The sequence below is a fragment of the Clostridium paraputrificum genome (assembly GCF_900447045.1).
GTDB lineage: Bacteria > Bacillota > Clostridia > Clostridiales > Clostridiaceae > Clostridium > Clostridium paraputrificum.
Genome location: NZ_UAWH01000014.1, coordinates 88,020 through 108,010, shown reverse-complemented (window position 1 = coordinate 108,010; position 19,991 = coordinate 88,020). Strand labels below are relative to the sequence as shown.

Here is a 19,991-nt window from a genome sequence, read left to right as displayed (position 1 = left end):
GAAATCTTATCTTAATAATATTAGTTTCTTAAAGAGTTCTTTATAATGCTATACTGCTGTTCCCTCTTCTTTTTCAAATTGTGAATTATATAATTTAGAATAGAATCCACCCTTAGCTAATAGCTCTTCATGGTTTCCTTGCTCAACTATATCCCCTTGATTCATAACTAAAATCAAATCAGCATCACGTATTGTCGATAATCTATGAGCTATAACAAAGCTAGTTCTTCCTTCCATCAAGTTATCCATAGCCTTTTGAATTAATACCTCTGTTCTTGTATCAACTGAACTTGTAGCTTCATCAAGTATTAAGATCTTAGGGTCAGCAAGTATCGCCCTTGCAATTGTTAGTAATTGCTTTTGCCCTTGAGATACATTGCTTGCTTCTTCATTAAGTTCCATGTTGTATCCATCAGGTAATGTCTTAACAAAATGATGAACATGAGCCGCCTTAGCTGCTTCAATCACCTCTTCATCAGTTGCATCTAATCTACCATATCTAATGTTTTCCTTGATACTTCCATTAAATAACCAAGTATCTTGAAGTACCATACCAAACATTTCTCTTAATTCACTTCTATTAAAGTCTTTTATATTATGACCATCTATTAAAATCTCACCACTATTTACATCGTAGAATCTCATAAGAAGTTTAACCATAGTAGTTTTACCAGCACCAGTTGGTCCAACAATTGCAACCTTTTGCCCCGGCTTTACATGAGCTGTAAAGTCATTAATAATTGTCTTATTTGAATTGTATCCAAAATGAACATTATTAAAGTCCACTCTACCCTCTAAACCTTCTATACGAACTGGATTATCAACTGTTTGGTCTTCCTCTTCCTCATCTAAGAATTCAAATACTCTTTCAGCAGCAGCTGCTGTAGATTGTAAAAGGTTAGTAACTTGAGCTACTTGTGTTATAGGCTGAGTAAAGTTTCTTATATACATAATAAATGATTGTATATCACCAACTTCAATAGTTTTCTTAATAGTTAAGAAGCCTCCAAGTATAGCAACTGCAACATATCCTAAATTACCAATAAACATCATCATAGGTTGCATAATTCCTGATAAGAATTGTGATTTCCAAGCTGATCCATATAATTGATTATTTAACTCATCAAATTCTTTTACAGCTTTTTCTTCACCATTAAAAGCCTTAACTATAGTATGGCCACCATATAATTCTTCAACTTGACCATTAACATTTCCTAAATACTTTTGTTGATCTTTAAAGTATTTTTGTGACTTTTTAACTATACCCATTATTAGTCCCATTGATAATGGTAACATTAGTAAAGCAACAAGAGTCATTTGCCAACTTATTGATAACATCATTATTAATGCACCAATTATCATTGTTACAGAAGTAATAAGCTGATTCATACTTTGATTTAAGCTTTGCCCTAGGGTATCTATATCATTTGTAAATCTTGATAAAACCTCTCCATGAGTCTTCGTATCAAAGTACTTCATTGGCATTCTATTTATCTTTTCTGATAAATCTTTTCTAAGGTTATAACATATTTTTTGTGTTATTCCACTCATTATTATCCCTTGAATAAATGAGAATATAGCACTAATAACATATAATCCTATTAGGAATAAAAGTATTTGACCTACTCTATCAAAGTTTATTCCTCCACCTTCTACTCCGGTTACCTTTTCCACTAATCCATTAAATATTTCTGTAGTTGCTTCACCTGAAATCTTAGGTCCAACTATTGAGAACGCAGCACTTCCAAATGCAAAAATCACAATACCAATTAAAGCAACTTTAAAGTCTGCAATATATTTTAAAAGCTTTTTCATTGTGCCCTTAAAGTCTTTTGCCTTTTCTCCGCCACGCATTCCTGCCATAGGACCGTGTCCACCAAATCCTCTTTTCATTCCGCCACTTTTATTATTGCTCATTTTCTAGCTCCTCCTTTGAAAGTTGTGATAAAGCTATTTGCTTATAAACTTCACAGTTCTTTAGAAGCTCATTATGAGTTCCTTTTCCAACTACTTTTCCTTCATCTAAAACAATAATTTGATCTGCATGTAAAATAGTACTTATTCTTTGCGCAACTATTAACACTGTACTATCACTTGTTTCTTGCTTAAGTGCCTTACGTAATGCTGAATCAGTCTTAAAATCTAAAGCAGAAAAACTATCATCAAATATATAAATTTCTGGATTCTTAGCTATTGCTCTTGCAATAGAAAGTCTTTGTTTTTGTCCACCAGATACATTTGTACCACCTTGAGAAATTTCAGTTTCAAATCTTTCAGGTTTTGAAGAAATAAACTCCATTGCCTGTGCTATTTCAGCAGCCCTTACAATCTCTACATCAGTAGCTTCTTCTCTCCCATATCTTAAATTTGAATCTATTGTTCCAGAGAATAATATACCCTTTTGAGGAACATATCCTATCTTCTCTCTTAAGTCATGTTGAGATACATTTCTAACGTCTACACCATCAACCTTAATACTACCTTCTGTCACATCATAAAAACGTGGTATTAAGTTAATCAGTGTTGATTTACCACTACCTGTGCTACCAATAAAAGCTGTTGTCTCTCCTGGTTTTGCAACAAATGATATATCGCTTAGAACATCTTCTTCAGCATTAGGATACTTAAACGATACATTATTAAATTCAATATATCCCTTTTTATCTTCTTTAAAGTTTTCTGTTTGTTCTTTATCTTCTATTATTAAATCTGTAGATATTACTTCATCAACACGTTGCACACAAACAGCTGCTCTTGGAAGCATTATTGATATTGCAGATATCATTAAGAATGACATTATTATTTGCATTGTATATTGAATAAATGCCATCATATCCCCAACTTGCATTGCTCCTGAATCTACTCCATGTGCACCATTCCACATTATAAGAACGCTAATTCCATTCATAACAAGCATCATAGCTGGCATCATACAAGCCATTACTCTATTTACAAATATATTTGTCTTTGTTAAGTCTAAGTTTGCTTTATCAAATCTCTTTTCTTCATACTTTTGAGTACTAAATGCACGTATAACAGGTATACCAGTTAATATTTCACGTGTTACTAAGTTAACTCTATCCACTAATTTTTGAACAACCTTGAACTTAGGCATTACAACAATAAATAAAATCATTACTAATGAAAGTATTGCTATTACTGCTACTGCTATAATCCAAGTCATTGATGTATTAGTCTTAGTTACCTTTATTATTCCTCCTATTGCTATAATAGGTGAATAAATAACTACTCTTAACATCATTACCATTAGCATCTGAACCTGTTGAATATCGTTTGTGCTACGTGTAATTAATGATGCTGTAGAGAATTTATCCATCTCTGTATTAGAAAATGACATTACCTTATTAAAGACTTTACTTCTTAAATTTTTACCTAGAGTAGCTGCTACTCTAGCCCCTAGGAACCCAACAACTATAGTTGCTAATGCACTTAATAATGCAATTCCTAACATCTTAGCTCCAGCTAAAAACATATAATTTGTTTGAAGCTTATCTGTGTCAATTCCTAAGTTTTTATATTCTCCTTTTACATAAGAAATAGCACTTTGTGTTATTATGCTATCTGGCATATCACTAAACTTTTCATCAATAGTTTTTCTCATTTCTGATAATTCTTCTTCTGGCATTAATGAAAATACTTGGAACACATCTACGTCACCATTTTGAATCATTTGAGGTGGTAGATTAGCCATCATTTGTTCCTTCATCTTTTTAGTTTCTTTACTATCACTTTCAAACCCCTCTACTATTAACATAGGTTTGCCAAAAATATTACTTAACTCTTCTATAGTTTTTTTATCTTTTGTATTGAGTTCATATATAGGCTCATCCCCTGTTAAATCTTTATCTGAAAGAGATGCCTTATCTAAATGATTATAATTGCTTAACACTGTATTCTTATCACTTTCATTCATAAAAAGCATAAGCTTATCCATTTCAGTAGCTCTTATTACATCTGGAACAGGATTTTCAACTCCTCCTTGTTGTATACCAACATTAACTACCTTAGAAGTATAATCTGGTAAGGATAAATCACATACTGCTTGCCCTATTAAGAATAGAACTATTACTAAAATTGGTACAATTGATTTCTTTAAATACTTTAAAAGCTTTAGCATATCCTTTCTCCTTTCTCTGTCTACTTATGATGATTACAAAAACTTATATTTTTATCTTTTCCGCAAGCTTCCTCTAAATTTTCTCTTAACTGCATCATTAATCTTCGAAGTAGTAACTTCTCTTCAACTGTAAAGTTTCTAAAAGCCTCTTCCTCTATTTGCTCATGTACAGTTTTTAATTTTGAACAAATTTCTTTTCCTGCATCTGTAATAAAAATTCTTGAAATCCTTTGATCTTTCTCATCCTGCTCTCTTTTTATTAAACCAGTCTTCTCCATTCTCTTAATCATCACAGCCATTGTAGATGCTTTAACATTAAGATTTTCTGATAATTCTCTCTGACTCTGACCATTCTTCTTATTTAAAGAAAATAATAATGGCGGCTGTCCTGGATACAAACCAGTTTCTTCAAGTAATGAATGAGTTCTTATAAAATGCAGTCGCATAACCTGAGAAAAAACATATCTCAAAGATTCTTCATCATCTATGTTTTTGTTCATAATTAGCCCTCCTTTAATTAGTCGACTAACTATTATAATAATGCATAATATTTTATCATTCAATATTTTGTGCGCTATTTAATAAATTCTTCATAAAATAATTATTAGCCGACTAATCTTTGTAAACAATATCATCTATTATATTACTTAATTAATAACCAAAAAGCACAAGTATTTACATTATTAACTTTTTCGTTAAATATTAAAAGACTATATCAACCAAAATTGATATAGTCTAAAAAATGTTAATATAAATAATCCCACTAATATCCTGGGGAGAGTTGCTGTTACACAATTCAGTGGATATTAGTGGGATTTTAGCGTTTTTTAAAGTAATTATTAATCCAGCTTCTTATTAATCCAAGTCATCATTTCTCTTAATTCAGAGCCAACCTTTTCTATTGGATGTTCTGCTTCCATTCTTCTCTTAGCATTGAAGTTTGGTCTTCCAACTTGGTTTTCCATTAGCCAGTTTCTTGCGAAAGTTCCATCTTGAATCTCAGTAAGAACTTTCTTCATTTCTTTCTTAGTATCTTCAGTGATTATTCTATTACCTATCATGTAATCACCATATTCAGCAGTATCAGAGATAGAATATCTCATTGTTGCCATACCACCTTGATACATTAAATCTACTATTAATTTCATTTCATGCATACATTCAAAATAAGCATTTTCTGGAGCATATCCAGCTTCTACTAGAGTTTCAAATCCAGCTTTGATTAAGGCTGTTACACCTCCACAAAGAACTGCTTGTTCACCAAATAAATCTGTTTCAGTTTCATCTTTAAATGTAGTTTCAAGTACTCCTGATCTAGCACCACCAATAGCATTTGAATATGCTAAAGCAATATCCTTAGCATTTCCACTTGGATCTTGATGTACAGCTACTAAACATGGTACTCCTGACCCTTCTGTATATGTTCTTCTAACCATATGTCCTGGTCCCTTTGGAGCAACCATAAATACATCAACATCTTTAGGTGCAACTATTTGACCAAAGTTTATATTAAATCCATGAGCAAATGCTAAAGCATTTCCTGCTTCTAAATATGGAGCAACTTGTTCTTTATATATAGCAGCTTGTTTTTCATCTGGAATAAGCATCATTACTATATCAGCCGCTTTAACAGCCTCTGGTACTGTAGCAACTTGTAATCCATCATTTTCTGCTACCTTCCAAGACTTACTTCCTTCATATAAACCAACTATAACATCTATTCCACTATCATGTAGGTTTAATGCATGAGCATGTCCTTGGCTACCATAACCAATTATTGCAACCTTCTTTCCTTTTAAATAATCTAGGTTTGTGTCTTTTTCATAATACATTTTTACCATTTTTTATTCCTCCTAATATTTATTGAATATCTTCCTCGCTTATTATTTGATTAATTGGTGCACCTGGTGCAACCATAGGAAATACCTTTTTGTCATTATCTATTACGTAATCTATAACTACAGGTCCCTTTGACTTCAAAGCTTTTTCTAAAATACCCTCTAACTCATCCTTTTTAGTTACTCTATAACCTTCTGCTCCAAAAGCTTCTGCAAGCTTAACTAAATCTGTCTTTCTATCTAATGTAGTATTAGAATATCTTCCATCAAAGAATAATGTTTGCCACTGTCTTACCATACCTAAAACATTGTTATTCATAATCACTATAACTATTGGCAAATTATTTTTAACTGCTGTTGCTAACTCATTACAATTCATCATGAAGCTACCATCACCAGCAATATTAATAACTTTACAATCTGGTTTACCAAGTTGTGCACCAATTGAAGCACCCAACCCAAATCCCATAGTTCCAAGACCTCCAGAAGTTATCAATCTTCTAGGAGCATTAAAATCAAAATATTGAGCTGTCCACATTTGATGTTGTCCTACTTCTGTAGATATAATTAAGTTACCTTGATTCAACTTGTTTAATATTTCAAAAAAATACTGTGGAGTTAACTTCTCCTCTTCTTCCTTCTTATAAGCAGTTAATGTTTTTAAATATTCAACATGCTCTAACCACTCTTTATTCTTCTTTTCATCTATATGTGGTAAAATTCTTTGAAGCACTAACTTCAAGTCACCAACTACTGATAAATCAACCTTTATATTTTTATTTATTTCAGCTGGGTCTACATCTATATGAAGAATTTTTGCATTGCTTAAATTTTCCGGATTAGATATTACTCTATCAGAGAATCTTGCTCCTAGCGCAATAAATAAGTCACACTTTGTAGCGCTTATATTTGAAGCTTTTGTGCCATGCATCCCTATCATTCCAGTTAATAACGGATGTCCCTTAGGAACAACTCCAATACCCATCAAAGAATTACATATAGGCGAGTTAATCTTTTCTGCTAGCTCAATAACCTCTTCACTAGCGTCTGAAGTAATAGCTCCTCCCCCTACATATATAAATGGCTTCTTAGAATTATTAATTAATTCAATAGCTTCATTAACTTTATCTTCATAAATTAATTTTTCTTTTCTTGCTACTTCTAATGGTTCTAACTTTTTGTATTCTACTTTTTCTACTTGAATATTCTTTGGAATATCAATTAAAACAGGTCCCGGCCTTCCCTCTTTAGCTATATAAAATGCTTTCTTTATAACCTCTTGAAGATCATTTATATCCTTAACTATATAATTGTGTTTAGTAATAGGCATTGTTATTCCTGTTATATCCACCTCTTGAAAACTATCTTTACCTAATAAACTCATAGGAACATTCCCAGTTATCGCTACCATAGGGATAGAATCCATATAAGCTGTGGCTATACCTGTTACTAAGTTTGTTGCACCTGGTCCAGAGGTTGCAATACATACTCCCACCTTTCCAGTAGCTCTTGCATATCCATCTGCAGCATGAGCAGCCCCCTGCTCATGACAAGTTAAAATATGACGTATTTTATCTTGGTACTTATATAACGAATCATACAAATTAATAACTTGTCCACCTGGATAACCAAATACAATATCTACACCCTCATCTATAAGTGATTGAACAACTATATCTGACCCTGTTAAAATCATCCCTCCCCCTCCTTACCATAATTTTTTTTATTTAAATACAGCTCCAGTACTTGCAGAACTTACTAATTTAGCATATCTTGCTAAATATCCTTCAGTAACCTTTGGTTCTACTGGCTTTAATCTTTTTCTTCTTCCTTCTAACTCCTCATCAGAAACCTCTAGTTCTAGTTTTCCTGCATTTATATCAATTGATATAATATCCCCCTCTTCAACTAAAGCTATTACTCCACTTTCAGCTGCTTCAGGTGATACATGTCCTATTGAAGCTCCTTTAGTTGCCCCACTAAATCTACCATCTGTTATTAAAGCAACTTCCTTATCTAGTCCCATTCCAGCAATTGCTGATGTTGGTGATAGCATTTCTCTCATACCTGGACCACCCTTTGGTCCTTCGTATCTAATAACAATAACATCTCCAACTTTTATTTGTTTTCCCATAATAGCTTCTATTGCCTCTTCTTCTGAGTCATACACTCTTGCTGGTCCTTTATGTTTTAACATCTCTTTTGCAACTGCTGATCTTTTTACAACTGCCCCATCTTTAGCAAGGTTTCCTCTTAAAATAGCAATACCACCTGTTTCACTATATGGCTCTTCTATTGGCCTAACAATTGAATAATCTTTGACCTTCTTACCTTCTATATTTTCACCTTGAGTTTTACCTGTAGCAGTAATGCAATTTAAATGAATAATATTTTTCTTAGATAATTCATTTAAAACTGCTCCAATTCCCCCTGCATAATAAAGATCTATAATATGCGTTTGTGATGCTGGTGCAAGGTGACAAAGATTAGGTGTTCTACTAGAAACCTCATTTATAATATCAAGATTTATTGGTAATTTTGCTTCATTTGCTATAGCAGTTAAATGCAATACAGAGTTTGACGAACAACCAAGCGCCATATCGCAGGCTAATGCATTTTCAATAGCTTTTTCAGTTACTATATCTCTTGGTTTTATATCTTTTTCTAAAAGATTCATTACTGCCATACCAGCTTGCTTTGCTAATCTAATTCTTTCTGAATAAACAGCAGGTATTGTACCATTTCCAGGCAAAGCTAATCCTAATACTTCTGCCAAGCAATTCATTGAATTTGCTGTGAACATTCCTGAACACGAGCCGCAAGTTGGACATGCATTATCTTCTAGCTCCTTTAAATCTCCCTCAAGCATTGTTCCATTTTCATATGCTCCTACAGCTTCAAATACAGTTGTTAAAGAAACATCTGTATCTTTAAACTTTCCTGGTAGCATTGGACCTCCACTAACAATTACAGCTGGAATATTTAATCTCAACGCTGCCATCATCATACCTGGAACAATCTTATCACAATTAGGTATTAACACTAATGCATCGAATCCATGAGCTTTAACCATACACTCAATTGTGTCTGCAATAAGCTCCCTAGTTACTAAAGAATACTTCATTCCTTCATGTCCCATAGCAATTCCATCGCAAACTCCTATAGTTGGAAATACTAGTGGAGTTCCACCTGACATAAGTACTCCTTTTTTTACACCTTCAACAATTTGATCTAAATGCACATGCCCTGGAATAATATCATTTTGTGAGGTTACTACTCCTATTAGAGGTCTCTCTAATTCTTCTTCAGTAAGACCTGCCGCTTTGAATAGTGACCTGTGCGGAGCCCTTTGAGGACCTTTTTTTACAACGTCACTTCTCATATTTTACATCCCCTTTTCTATCTCACTTAAAACTAACTTTGTCATTTCTTCAGTACCAACAAGTTTCATACCTTCACTCATTATGTCTCCTGTTCTATATCCTGATTCTAAAACTCTTAAAACAGCCTTATCTATTAATGCAGCCTCATCGTCTAGTTTAAATGTGTGCTTAAGCATCATACTTCCTGAAAGTATTGTAGCAAGAGGATTTGCAATTCCTTTACCTGCAATATCAGGTGCACTTCCATGTATAGGTTCATACATACCAAAACTATTTTTCCCTAATGATGCTGATGGAAGCATACCAATAGATCCTGTTACCATACTTGCTTCATCTGATAATATATCTCCAAACATATTTGAAGTAACTATTACATCAAATTGTCTTGGATCTCTTACCATTTGCATTGCTGCATTATCAATATATAAGTGATTTAATTCTACTTCCGGATAATCCTTAGCTACATCTTCCACAATTCTTCTCCATAACCTTGAGCTTTCAAGTATATTTGCTTTATCTACTGAAGTTACCTTCTTCTTTCTCTTCATTGCTGAGTCAAAAGCAATTTTAGCAATTCTTCTAACCTCTTCTCCGTTATATCTTTCAGTATCATATGCTGCAGGAATTCCATCTACAGTAGTTTGTCCTCTATCTCCAAAGTAAATTCCACCAGTTAATTCTCTTACCACAAGTACATCTATACCATCACCAATTATGCTTTCCTTTAATGGTGACGCATCTTTAAGTGGTGCATATAACAATGCTGGTCTTAAGTTACAATAAAGTCCAAGCCCACCTCTTAAACCTAACAAAGCTTGTTCAGGCCTTACTTTAGCTGTTGGATTATCCCACTTTGGCCCTCCTACTGCCCCCAGTAATACAGCATCGCTTTTCTTACATGCATCTATTGTTTCTTGAGGTAAAGGATTGCCTGTTTTATCTATTGCACATCCCCCTGCCAATAAATATTCATAATCAAATCTATGACCAAATTTTTCTCCTACTGCATTTAAAACTTTAATAGTTGATTCTACTACCTCCGGTCCAATACCATCTCCAGGTATAACTGCTATATGATATTTCATTTTTTTAACCCCCAATTTATTTATTTCTTATATATCCAATTAATCCGTCATTATCTATTATATTTTGCATAAACTCTGGGAATGGTTCTCCCTTATATTCTTCATTCTTAGTTAGGTTTTTAATTACTCCTGTAGAGAAGTCAACCTCTAGCTTATCTCCATTATCTATTGCCTTAACAGCCTCATCACATTCTAAAATAGGTAATCCTATATTAATGGCATTTCTGTAGAATATTCTTGCAAAAGTTGAAGCTATTACACAGCTAACCCCTGCTGCCTTTATAGCTATAGGTGCATGTTCTCGTGAAGATCCACAACCAAAATTTTTATTTGCTACAATAAAATCTCCATCTTCCACATTCTTAACAAACTCTTTATCTATATCTTCCATACAGTGTGCAGCAAGTTCTTTATGCACTGAAGTATTTAAATATCTTGCTGGAATTATTACATCTGTATCTACATTATCGCCATACTTAAAAACTTTTCCTGTTACTTTCATTTCAAACTCCCCCTTATACTAACTCTGGATCTGTAATCTTTCCTGTTATTGCAGATGCAGCTGCCACAGCTGGACTTGCTAGATAAACTTCTGATTCTACATGACCCATTCTTCCTACAAAGTTTCTATTAGTTGTTGAAACAGCCCTTTCACCAGCTGCTAGGATTCCCATATGACCACCTAAACATGGACCACATGTTGGAGTTGAAACTACAGCTCCTGCTTCTACTAAATCTTTTATAATTCCTTCTTCTAATGCTTGAAGATATATTTTTTGAGTTCCCGGGAACACTATGCATCTTATTCCCTTCTTAACTTTCTTACCTTTCATTATGTCTCTTGCTACTCTTAAATCTGACATTCTACCATTTGTACAAGACCCTATAACTACTTGATCTATATTTACATCTCCCACATTATCTATAGTTCTTGTGTTATCTGGTAAATGAGGGAAAGAAATTGTTGGTCTTAAAGTACTTAAATCAATTTCATAAACCTCATCATATTCTGCATCACTATCAGCTTCATACTTTTTCCATTCCCTTGAAGCATGCTCTTTTAAATATTCTTCTGTTTTTTCATCTACAGGAAAAATTCCGTTTTTTCCACCTGCCTCAATAGCCATATTAGCCATTGTAAATCTATCATCCATAGAAAGATATTCTAATCCATCTCCTACAAATTCCATTGATTTATATAAAGCACCATCTACACCTATCATTCCAATGATATGTAAGATAATATCCTTACCGCTTACCCATTTAGCTGGTTTATTCTTCAACACAAATTTAATCGCCGATGGAACCTTAAACCAACATTGTCCTGTAGCCATTCCAGCTGCCATATCTGTAGAACCAATTCCTGTTGAAAATGCTCCTAATGCACCATAAGTACAAGTGTGAGAATCTGCACCAATTACTACATCTCCTGCTACAGCTAGTCCTTTTTCAGGAATTAAACAATGCTCTATCCCCATTTCACCAACCTCAAAGAAATTTTCAATTTCCTTTTCTTTAGCAAATTCTCTTATATATTTAACTTGTTCTGCAGCCTTTATATCCTTATTCGGAGTAAAGTGGTCTGGAACAATAGCTATTTGGCTCTTGCTAAATACTTTATCAACACCAAATTTCTTAAACTCTGTTACTGCAACTGGTGTTGTGATATCATTACCTAACACTAAATCAAGTTTAGCTTCAATTAATTGTCCTGCCTTTACACTATCTAATCCTGCATGTGCTGCTAATATTTTTTGTGTCATTGTCATTCCCATTTGTAAATCATCCCCCTTAAAAATATGTTCTTGCTTTTCTTTCAATATCTTTTATAAGCTTATATTCAATAGAATCCACTAGAGCTATCCAACTTGCTTGAATTACATCTCTTGACACCCCAACTGTACTCCAATTTTCTACCCCATCAGTAGACTCTATTAATACTCTTACTTTTGCGCCTGTAGCACTCTCAGAATCTAAAACCCTTACTTTATAGTCAACAAGCCTTACATCTTGTAATTGTGGATAGAATACATCTAATGCTTTTCTTAAAGCTTTGTCTAATGCATTTACAGGCCCATCACCTATTGCTGCATTCATCTCTTCTTTCCCATCAACTGTTATATTTATCATTACAGAAGAACTAAACTCTTTATCCCAAGAAGGTTGTTCTGAAAATACTTTAAAGTAATTCAACTTAAAGAACGGTTTATATTTTCCTATAATTTTTCTCATTACCAGTTCTACAGTACCCTCAGCACCTTCAAATTGATATCCTTCATATTCTAATTCCTTCAATTTATTTGTAATCTTCTTAACTTCTTCACTATCTTTAGATATATTAGGAAATATCTTTTGAACTTCTGAATATACAGTACTTTTACCACTAACTTCAGATATCAAAAATCTTCTCTTATTTCCTACTAACTCTGGTTTAATATGTTCATAAGACTTAGGTGCCTTACAAACAGCATCTATATGCATTCCTCCCTTATGAGCAAAGGCTGATCCTCCTACATAAGGTGCTTCATCTTGTAATGTTATATTTGAAATTTCAGCTATGAATCTAGCAACGGTTGTAAGTTTAGAAAGGTTATTATCATCAATAACCCTATAACCCATTTTCAACTTTAATGTTGGGATGATTGTACTTAGATTTGCATTACCACATCTTTCACCTATACCAATGAAAGTTCCTTGAATTTGATTAGCCCCAACTTGTGCTGCCACGATTGAATTAGCTACCGCCATCCCCATATCATCATGACAATGTATACCTACGTTGCCCCCTATTATATTTACTACCTCTTTAGTAATATTTCTTATCTCGTCTGGTAAAGTTCCCCCATTTGTATCACATAAAACTACTGATTTTGCCCCCGCTTCAGCAGCTATCTTTACTGTTGAAATTGCATACTCTTTATTTTGCTTATATCCGTCAAAAAAATGTTCTGCATCAAATATCACTTCTTTATTTTTACTTACCAGATATTTAATTGTGTCCCCAATCATATTTAAATTCTCATCTAGAGATGTTTTTAATATTTCCTTCACTTGGAAGTCCCATGACTTACCGAATATAGTAACGACTGAAGTTTCAGCCAACAATAAATTTTTTATATTTTTATCTTCACCTACTTCGGTATTAGGTCTTCTAGTAGAACCAAAAGCCACTATTTTAGAATTCTTAAGTCTTTCGCCCTTTAATCTCTTAAAAAACTCCATATCTTTAGGGTTAGATCCTGGATTTCCAGCCTCAATATAGGTAACTTCTAAATCATCTAGTACCCTAACTATTTTTAACTTATCCTCTAGAGAGAAAGATATTCCTTGACCTTGTGCCCCATCTCTCAAGGTGGAATCAAATATATCAATCTTTCTCTGCCCCATATATAATGCCCCCTTTATTTATTGCTAATTAATGATTCCTTATATTTTTGTCCCCTCTTTCAAGAGCTGTTACCCCTGTTCTTACCAACTCTTGTATTCCATACTCTTCCATAAGTTTTATTAATGCTGTTATCTTACTCTCGTCACCTGTTAATTCTATAGTTAGAGTATCTACTGACACATCAATAATCTTACTTCTAAAAATAGTAACTATTTCATTAATTGCCGCTCTCTTTTCAGCATCTGCTTTAACTTTAATCAAAACAAGTTCTCTATACACAGAATTTCCGCTTTTTAAGTCGATGACCTTGATTACATCCTCAAGCTTATCTAATTGTTTTTTCACTTGTTCTAAAGTGTCATTGTCCCCAACTATCGCAATAGTCATCCTTGAGATTTTTTCATCTTCTGTTCTTCCTACAGTTAGACTATCTATGTTATAGCCTCTCCTTGAAAATAATCCAGAAACTCTACTTAAAACTCCTGATGAGTTTTTTACCAAAACAGATAACACATGCCTTTGTTCCATATAGCCTCCTCCTTATTAAAATATATCCCCAATAATACTAGATAAAAGGTATAAAAATACCCACCCTTAATGATATGAACCATAAGAGGTGGGATAAAAATCCGCCTGAAATATAATATCACTAGGTTCCAACAAACCCTTGCATATAACGGATGCACACCGGATATCGCTTACTCATTCTAAAAGAACTTTCTGGATTCAGCTCTGGAGTGATAATTATTTAAATAAAGTATCGATTCGCACCTACCATCGACTCTCTGAAACCTTCTTGCTTAAATAAACGTCTCCTTCATAGCGATTAATTTCCATAAATGTTTTGTTGATAAAATTTTACTATTTCATCCATGTATTGTCAATGAATCAAATTTACTTTTATAAATTTGTTAGTGAAATCCTATTCTTATTTTATCTTTTAAGATTTCTTTAGATATAATTAATTGTTTTTTGACAATTCATCAATTAATCACATACTTATTTGTATTATAGTTAAATATTTATATATCTTTTTTATTATAATATTATTACTTTTGCAACTTTATTACCATTTAGTTAAACTTCTTTTCTGATTTTGTTAAATCTGCTATATAGTCAAACTTTCTATCAAAGCAATACAATAAAAAACCGTACTTCATTTAATCATAAAGCACGGTTTACAATTCTACTTATTTAACTTTTTTTACTTACTACTCTTCTCTTCAATCATATTAGCTAAATTATGGGCTAATTCATCAATTTCAGTTTGATTTTCTCCCTCTAGCATCACTCTTACTAAAGGTTCTGTTCCTGAAGGCCTTATTAAAACTCTTCCTTTTCCATGTAATAATTCTTCTATTCTATTTATTTCATCTTGTATTTCTTTATCTTCCAAATAAATATTTTTCTTATTGTTAGGTACAGTTGCATTAGCTAACACTTGAGGAAGTTCTTTCATTATTGAACAAAGTTCACTTAATGTCTTTCCTTCTTTCTTAACTATTGATGCTATTTGAAGAGCCGTAACTAAGCCATCTCCAGTTGTATTGTAATCTAAGAATATAATATGTCCAGATTGTTCTCCACCTAAAACATATTTTCCTTTAATCATTTCTTCTAATACATATCTGTCTCCAACCTTAGTTTTTAATGTATTCATTCCTAATTCATTACATGCAATATCTAATCCTAAATTACTCATTACTGTAACTACTAAAGTATTGTCTTTCAATCTATTAATTTCCTTTAAGTGCTTTCCACATATAGCAAGGATGAAATCACCATTTATTAAATTTCCTTTTTCATCTACTGCTAAGCATCTATCTGCATCTCCATCAAATGCAAATCCTATATCGCATCCCTTTTTAACTACATACTCCATTAATTCTTCTGGATGTGTAGAGCCACATTTCTCATTAATGTTAGTCCCATCCGGATTATCATTTATTACATATACATCTGCACCTAATTCCCTAAATGCTCTAACTGATGACATATATGAAGCTCCATTTGCACAATCTAAAGCAACCTTTAAGCCATTTAATTTAAACGGTATAGTATTTTTCGCAAACTCTATATAATCGTCTAATGCTCCAACTTCTATTATTTCTCTTCCTAATTGTGTTCCTACAGGACTTGGAACACCTTCAAAATCACTTTCAATAACTCTTTGAATTTCATCTTCTAATTCATCAGATAATTTATATCCCTTATCATCAAAGAACTTTATTCCATTATACTCAACAGGATTATGTGATGCTGAAATCATTACCCCTGCATCTGCTCCATATTCTCTAGTTAAATGTGCTACTGCTGGTGTTGGTACTACTCCTAAAACAACTGCTTCAGCTCCTACTGATAGTATTCCTGCAACTAAAGCTGCTTCTAACATATCCCCTGATATTCTTGTATCTTTACCTACTAATATCTTTGGCTTATGTGCACCCTCAGTTAAAACATACGCACCAGCTCTTCCTAAATTATAAGCTAGCCTTGCATCCAATTCAGTATTTGCAATACCTCTTACTCCGTCTGTTCCAAACATTCTACTCATAATTTACCTCTTTTCATTAAAAGTACTCTAATTTCTTAAGTTTCTATAATTTAGTATAATCATTGCCCTCAATATTGGCAACACTATTCCTAGTCTTTTCTTATTCTTTCAAGTAATAAACTATAGCCATCGCTACCATAATTTAAACATCTATTTACCCTACTTATAGTAGCAGTACTTGCTCCTGTTATTTCAACTATCTCTGTATATGTCTTTTTTTCATTTAACAGCTTAGCCACATGCATTCTTTGTGCTAAGGATTTTACTTCATTTATGGTTGCAACATCCTCAAAAAAATTATAACACTCTTCTAAATTTTCAAGTTTGAGTATAGCTTCAAAAAACAAATCCATCTCTTTACTTTTTATCTTTGAGTTTATCTCACTCATTTTATTCACTCCTTAGAATAATATACTAGTTAATTATACTCTAAGCTTTTACAATTCACAACTTCATATAGTTAAAGCAAGATTTATTTTATACTTCTGTATTCCTACTGCCCTCTGGATTAGCTAAAGAGTTTAATCCTTCTAACCTTAAATCTTGATAAATACTCATCGTTGGTAATAACCATACCTCTCCTGTTCCACTATATACATTTAATAACCCTTCACCATTAGTAACACTTCCTATTAAAGAAGATGATTTTTCTACAGTAAACTTAATATTACTAGTTCTTAATACAGCAAAATTACCATCTACCTTTAAGGTATCATTAAATAATTTACATTTAAAAATTTCTGACTCCGGTACAGGAATCTCTAATACAACTATTCCACTTCCAGAAATACTTGTTTGATATATTCCTTCATTTCCGAATAACATTGAAGAAACACTTTTTTGCATGGCTGCCCCAACTTCAACATCTTCTTCACAAGCATAAAACAATCCATCATCAACTATAATTTCTTCATCTTCTAATTCTATTAAGGCAAAATGTCCAAATGACGGCTCTAAAAATATTTCACCTGTTCCTTCATAGGTTGGTTTAAACATAGTTTCACCTGTCAACTTACTATTTAAAAACTTTTTCCCTAATCCAACTACTCCACCTGTTTTAGTCTTTATTTCTATTTCACCCTTCATATAACTTAACGCGCCTGATTCAAGCTTTACTGAACTATCCTCAAGAATAATTCTAACTTGTCTCAGCTTTATTCCACTGTCATTCATTATTTGTAATCCAAGAGCTGTTCCAACATCTGTTGCTCCTTCTAAACGATCAAATTCTAAAATCTGAAACTTCGAATCATTTCTCATCTCTGATAACATAGTCAATTTGTTTTGAATATTCATAGATGTTCTCATAAACTCACCTCAATATTTTTTATCTTAATTTTATCACAAATTTATTCATTGTATTATTAACGAATAAATTATTTCTAATTAGAATTTATCTCGTCAAAATCCGTTCAACACCGCATTTTTACTATTACTTCTTAACTTCTTAAGTTTTTAAGTTCTTAAAAACAAAAAGAAGCTCGTTTAAAACAAGCTTCTTCTATAAGTAATAATTTATTTTAGTAAACCTTCGCCTCTTCTTCCCCACTAAGAACTCTTATAGCTCCTTGTGCTAAAGCAAGTAATTCATCTTCACCTGGATAAATTGTTATTCCAGCTATCCATCCAGCTCTTTTCTTTATAGCTTCAGTAACTACTGGAGAATATGCTATTCCTCCTGTTAAAACTATTTGGTCAACCTTACCTTCTAAGACAGTTGCCATAGCTCCAATATCTTTTCCAACTTGATAAATAAACGCACTAAATAACTCCTTTGCTTCTTCACTGCCTTCATCTATCATTTTTAATACATCTCTCATATCGTTAGTGTTAGCATATGCATTTAATCCACCATTACCAACTAACTTGCTATAAACCTCTTTTTCAGTATACTTACCGCTAAAACAAAGCTTAACTAAATCTCCAGCTGGTACTGTACCTGCTCTTTCTGGAGAAAAAGCTCCTTCTCCATCTAATGCATTATTTACATCCACAACTCTACCATGGTTATGAGCCCCAACAGAAACTCCTCCACCCATGTGTACAACTATAAGATTTAGATTTTCATATCCTTTTCCACTTTCTTTTCCATATCTCTTTGCTACAGCTTTTTGATTTAAAGCATGGAATTTTGACTTTCTTGGTAGTTCTGGAACACCTGAATATCTTGCTATATCTTCTAATTCATCAACAACAACTGGATCAACTATAAACGCTGGTACTCCTATTTCTTTTGCTATTTCATTAGATAATATTCCACCTAAGTTGGAAGCGTGTTGTCCTTGAACTCCAACCTTTAAGTCTTCTAATAATTCTTCAGTTACAGCATAAGTACCACCTGGAATTGGCTTAAGCATTCCCCCTCTACCTACTACTGCATCTAAAGTCTTTATATCAAAGTTCTTTTCTTTTAGAACATTTAAAATAACTTCTTTTCTAAACCCTCTTTGCGCATATATGCTATCATATTTTGCTATTTCTTCTGTTGAGTGTCTAAGAGTTTCTTCAAATAATTCCTTTTCATCTTCATACACTCCAATTTTAGTTGAAGTTGAGCCTGGATTTATAATTAATAATTTGTATGACATACCATAACCTCCATTAATTCTCTTGATTATTTAATAGATTCAGCTACAACAGCTGCTAAAGCTATTGAGTTAACCTTTGTTTCAAAGCTATCTGCTCTTGAAGTTAATATAACTGGTGCTGAAGTACCAACAAGTATTCCACCATTTCTGCTATTAGATGTATAAGTTAAAGTTTTATACATTACATTTGCAGTTTCTATATTAGGAAGCATTATAACATCAGCTTTTCCTGCAACTGGTCCTGTTATTCCTTTATGATGAGCAGCTTCTTCTGATAATGCATTATCTAAAGCTAATGGTCCATCTACTACACATCCCTTTATTTGTCCTCTATCATTCATCTTTGATAATAATGAAGCATCTATTGTAGCTGGCATATCTGGATTTACCACTTCAACCGCACAAACTGGAGCTACTTTTGGACATTCTATTCCACATGCATGTGCAACACTAACAGAGTTTTGTACTATTTGTACTTTAGCCTTTAAATCAGGATAAGTATTAAATGCAGCATCAGTTAAGAATATTAACCTATCAAATCCTTCAATTTCAAACACTGATACATGAGACATTACCTTTCCTGTTCTTAATCCAACTTCTTTATTTAAAACACTTCTTAAAAAAGTAGCTGTATCTACTAACCCCTTCATTACCATATCAGCTCTGCCACTAGATACTAGTTGGATTGCAAATAATGCAGCTTTTTTTACATCTGGTTCATGAATAACTTCAAATTGAGTTATATCCATACCTATTGAATCAGCTATTTCTTTAATCTTATTTTTATCTCCTACTAAAATCGCATCAGCAATTCCTTGTTCCTTAGCAGCTTTAATAGCTTCTAATACTGGTTCATCTTGTGCTACTGCAACAGAAACCTTTTTTCTTTTGCACTCTTTTACCCTTGATAATAAATCATCAAAATTTTTACTCATTTTACACACCTCTTATACTCTTTATCTATATTTTTAATTATTTACAAGTTAAACAACATAAAACTATGTTAAATTTATAACA

16 protein-coding genes are annotated in these 19,991 nt (G+C 32.8%); all 16 read right to left on the bottom strand.

Going from position 1 to position 19,991, the window contains the following annotated elements:
- Positions 1-48: 48 nt before the first annotated feature.
- Positions 49-1,917 (bottom strand): ABC transporter ATP-binding protein, encoded by a 1,869-nt coding sequence (locus tag DR024_RS05570; RefSeq protein ID WP_055185068.1) that lies wholly within the window; start codon positions 1,915-1,917, stop codon positions 49-51.
- Complete coding sequence (locus DR024_RS05565) at positions 1,907-4,138, bottom strand: ABC transporter ATP-binding protein (RefSeq protein ID WP_099328330.1); 2,232 nt, start codon at positions 4,136-4,138, stop codon at positions 1,907-1,909. Before DR024_RS05565 ends, DR024_RS05570 begins: the two co-directional genes overlap by 11 nt.
- A gap of 20 nt (positions 4,139-4,158) precedes the next feature.
- A complete protein-coding gene (locus DR024_RS05560) occupies positions 4,159-4,638 on the bottom strand; it encodes a MarR family winged helix-turn-helix transcriptional regulator (RefSeq protein ID WP_027098895.1) in 480 nt (159 codons plus the stop codon).
- Positions 4,639-4,977: 339 nt separating this feature from the next.
- The gene (gene ilvC, locus DR024_RS05555) at positions 4,978-5,979 is read right to left on the bottom strand and encodes a ketol-acid reductoisomerase (RefSeq protein WP_027098894.1); all 1,002 of its coding nucleotides are present in this window, start codon (positions 5,977-5,979) and stop codon (positions 4,978-4,980) included.
- Between the two features lie 19 nt (positions 5,980-5,998).
- Positions 5,999-7,672: a biosynthetic-type acetolactate synthase large subunit gene (ilvB, locus tag DR024_RS05550; RefSeq protein WP_065254763.1), complete on the bottom strand. Its 1,674-nt coding sequence runs from the start codon at positions 7,670-7,672 to the stop codon at positions 5,999-6,001.
- Between the two features lie 27 nt (positions 7,673-7,699).
- Complete coding sequence (gene ilvD, locus DR024_RS05545) at positions 7,700-9,358, bottom strand: dihydroxy-acid dehydratase (protein WP_027098892.1); 1,659 nt, start codon at positions 9,356-9,358, stop codon at positions 7,700-7,702.
- 3 nt (positions 9,359-9,361) lie between these two features.
- On the bottom strand, positions 9,362-10,444 hold the full coding sequence (gene leuB, locus DR024_RS05540; RefSeq protein ID WP_027098891.1) for a 3-isopropylmalate dehydrogenase: 1,083 nt from the start codon (positions 10,442-10,444) through the stop codon (positions 9,362-9,364).
- A 16-nt stretch (positions 10,445-10,460) separates the two neighbouring features.
- Entirely contained in the window at positions 10,461-10,946 is a 486-nt protein-coding gene (leuD, locus tag DR024_RS05535; RefSeq protein WP_027098890.1) for a 3-isopropylmalate dehydratase small subunit, read from the bottom strand.
- A gap of 13 nt (positions 10,947-10,959) precedes the next feature.
- A complete protein-coding gene (leuC, locus tag DR024_RS05530; RefSeq protein ID WP_027098889.1) occupies positions 10,960-12,219 on the bottom strand; it encodes a 3-isopropylmalate dehydratase large subunit in 1,260 nt (419 codons plus the stop codon).
- Between the two features lie 16 nt (positions 12,220-12,235).
- Positions 12,236-13,831 carry a citramalate synthase gene (gene cimA, locus DR024_RS05525; protein ID WP_027098888.1) on the bottom strand — a complete coding sequence of 532 codons (1,596 nt, stop codon included), beginning with the start codon at positions 13,829-13,831 and terminating at the stop codon, positions 12,236-12,238.
- Between the two features lie 28 nt (positions 13,832-13,859).
- Positions 13,860-14,360, bottom strand: a complete 501-nt coding sequence (ilvN, locus tag DR024_RS05520; protein ID WP_027098887.1) for an acetolactate synthase small subunit — start codon at positions 14,358-14,360, stop codon at positions 13,860-13,862.
- 676 nt (positions 14,361-15,036) lie between these two features.
- A complete protein-coding gene (gene glmM, locus DR024_RS05515) occupies positions 15,037-16,386 on the bottom strand; it encodes a phosphoglucosamine mutase (RefSeq protein ID WP_027098886.1) in 1,350 nt (449 codons plus the stop codon).
- A gap of 89 nt (positions 16,387-16,475) precedes the next feature.
- Complete coding sequence (locus tag DR024_RS05510; RefSeq protein WP_111918294.1) at positions 16,476-16,775, bottom strand: YerC/YecD family TrpR-related protein; 300 nt, start codon at positions 16,773-16,775, stop codon at positions 16,476-16,478.
- Between the two features lie 88 nt (positions 16,776-16,863).
- Positions 16,864-17,694, bottom strand: coding sequence for an AIM24 family protein (locus DR024_RS05505; protein WP_027098884.1), 831 nt, complete (start codon positions 17,692-17,694; stop codon positions 16,864-16,866).
- Positions 17,695-17,906: 212 nt separating this feature from the next.
- On the bottom strand, positions 17,907-18,974 hold the full coding sequence (buk, locus tag DR024_RS05500) for a butyrate kinase (protein WP_027098883.1): 1,068 nt from the start codon (positions 18,972-18,974) through the stop codon (positions 17,907-17,909).
- 26 nt (positions 18,975-19,000) lie between these two features.
- On the bottom strand, positions 19,001-19,909 hold the full coding sequence (ptb, locus tag DR024_RS05495; RefSeq protein ID WP_027098882.1) for a phosphate butyryltransferase: 909 nt from the start codon (positions 19,907-19,909) through the stop codon (positions 19,001-19,003).
- Positions 19,910-19,991: the final 82 nt, after the last annotated feature.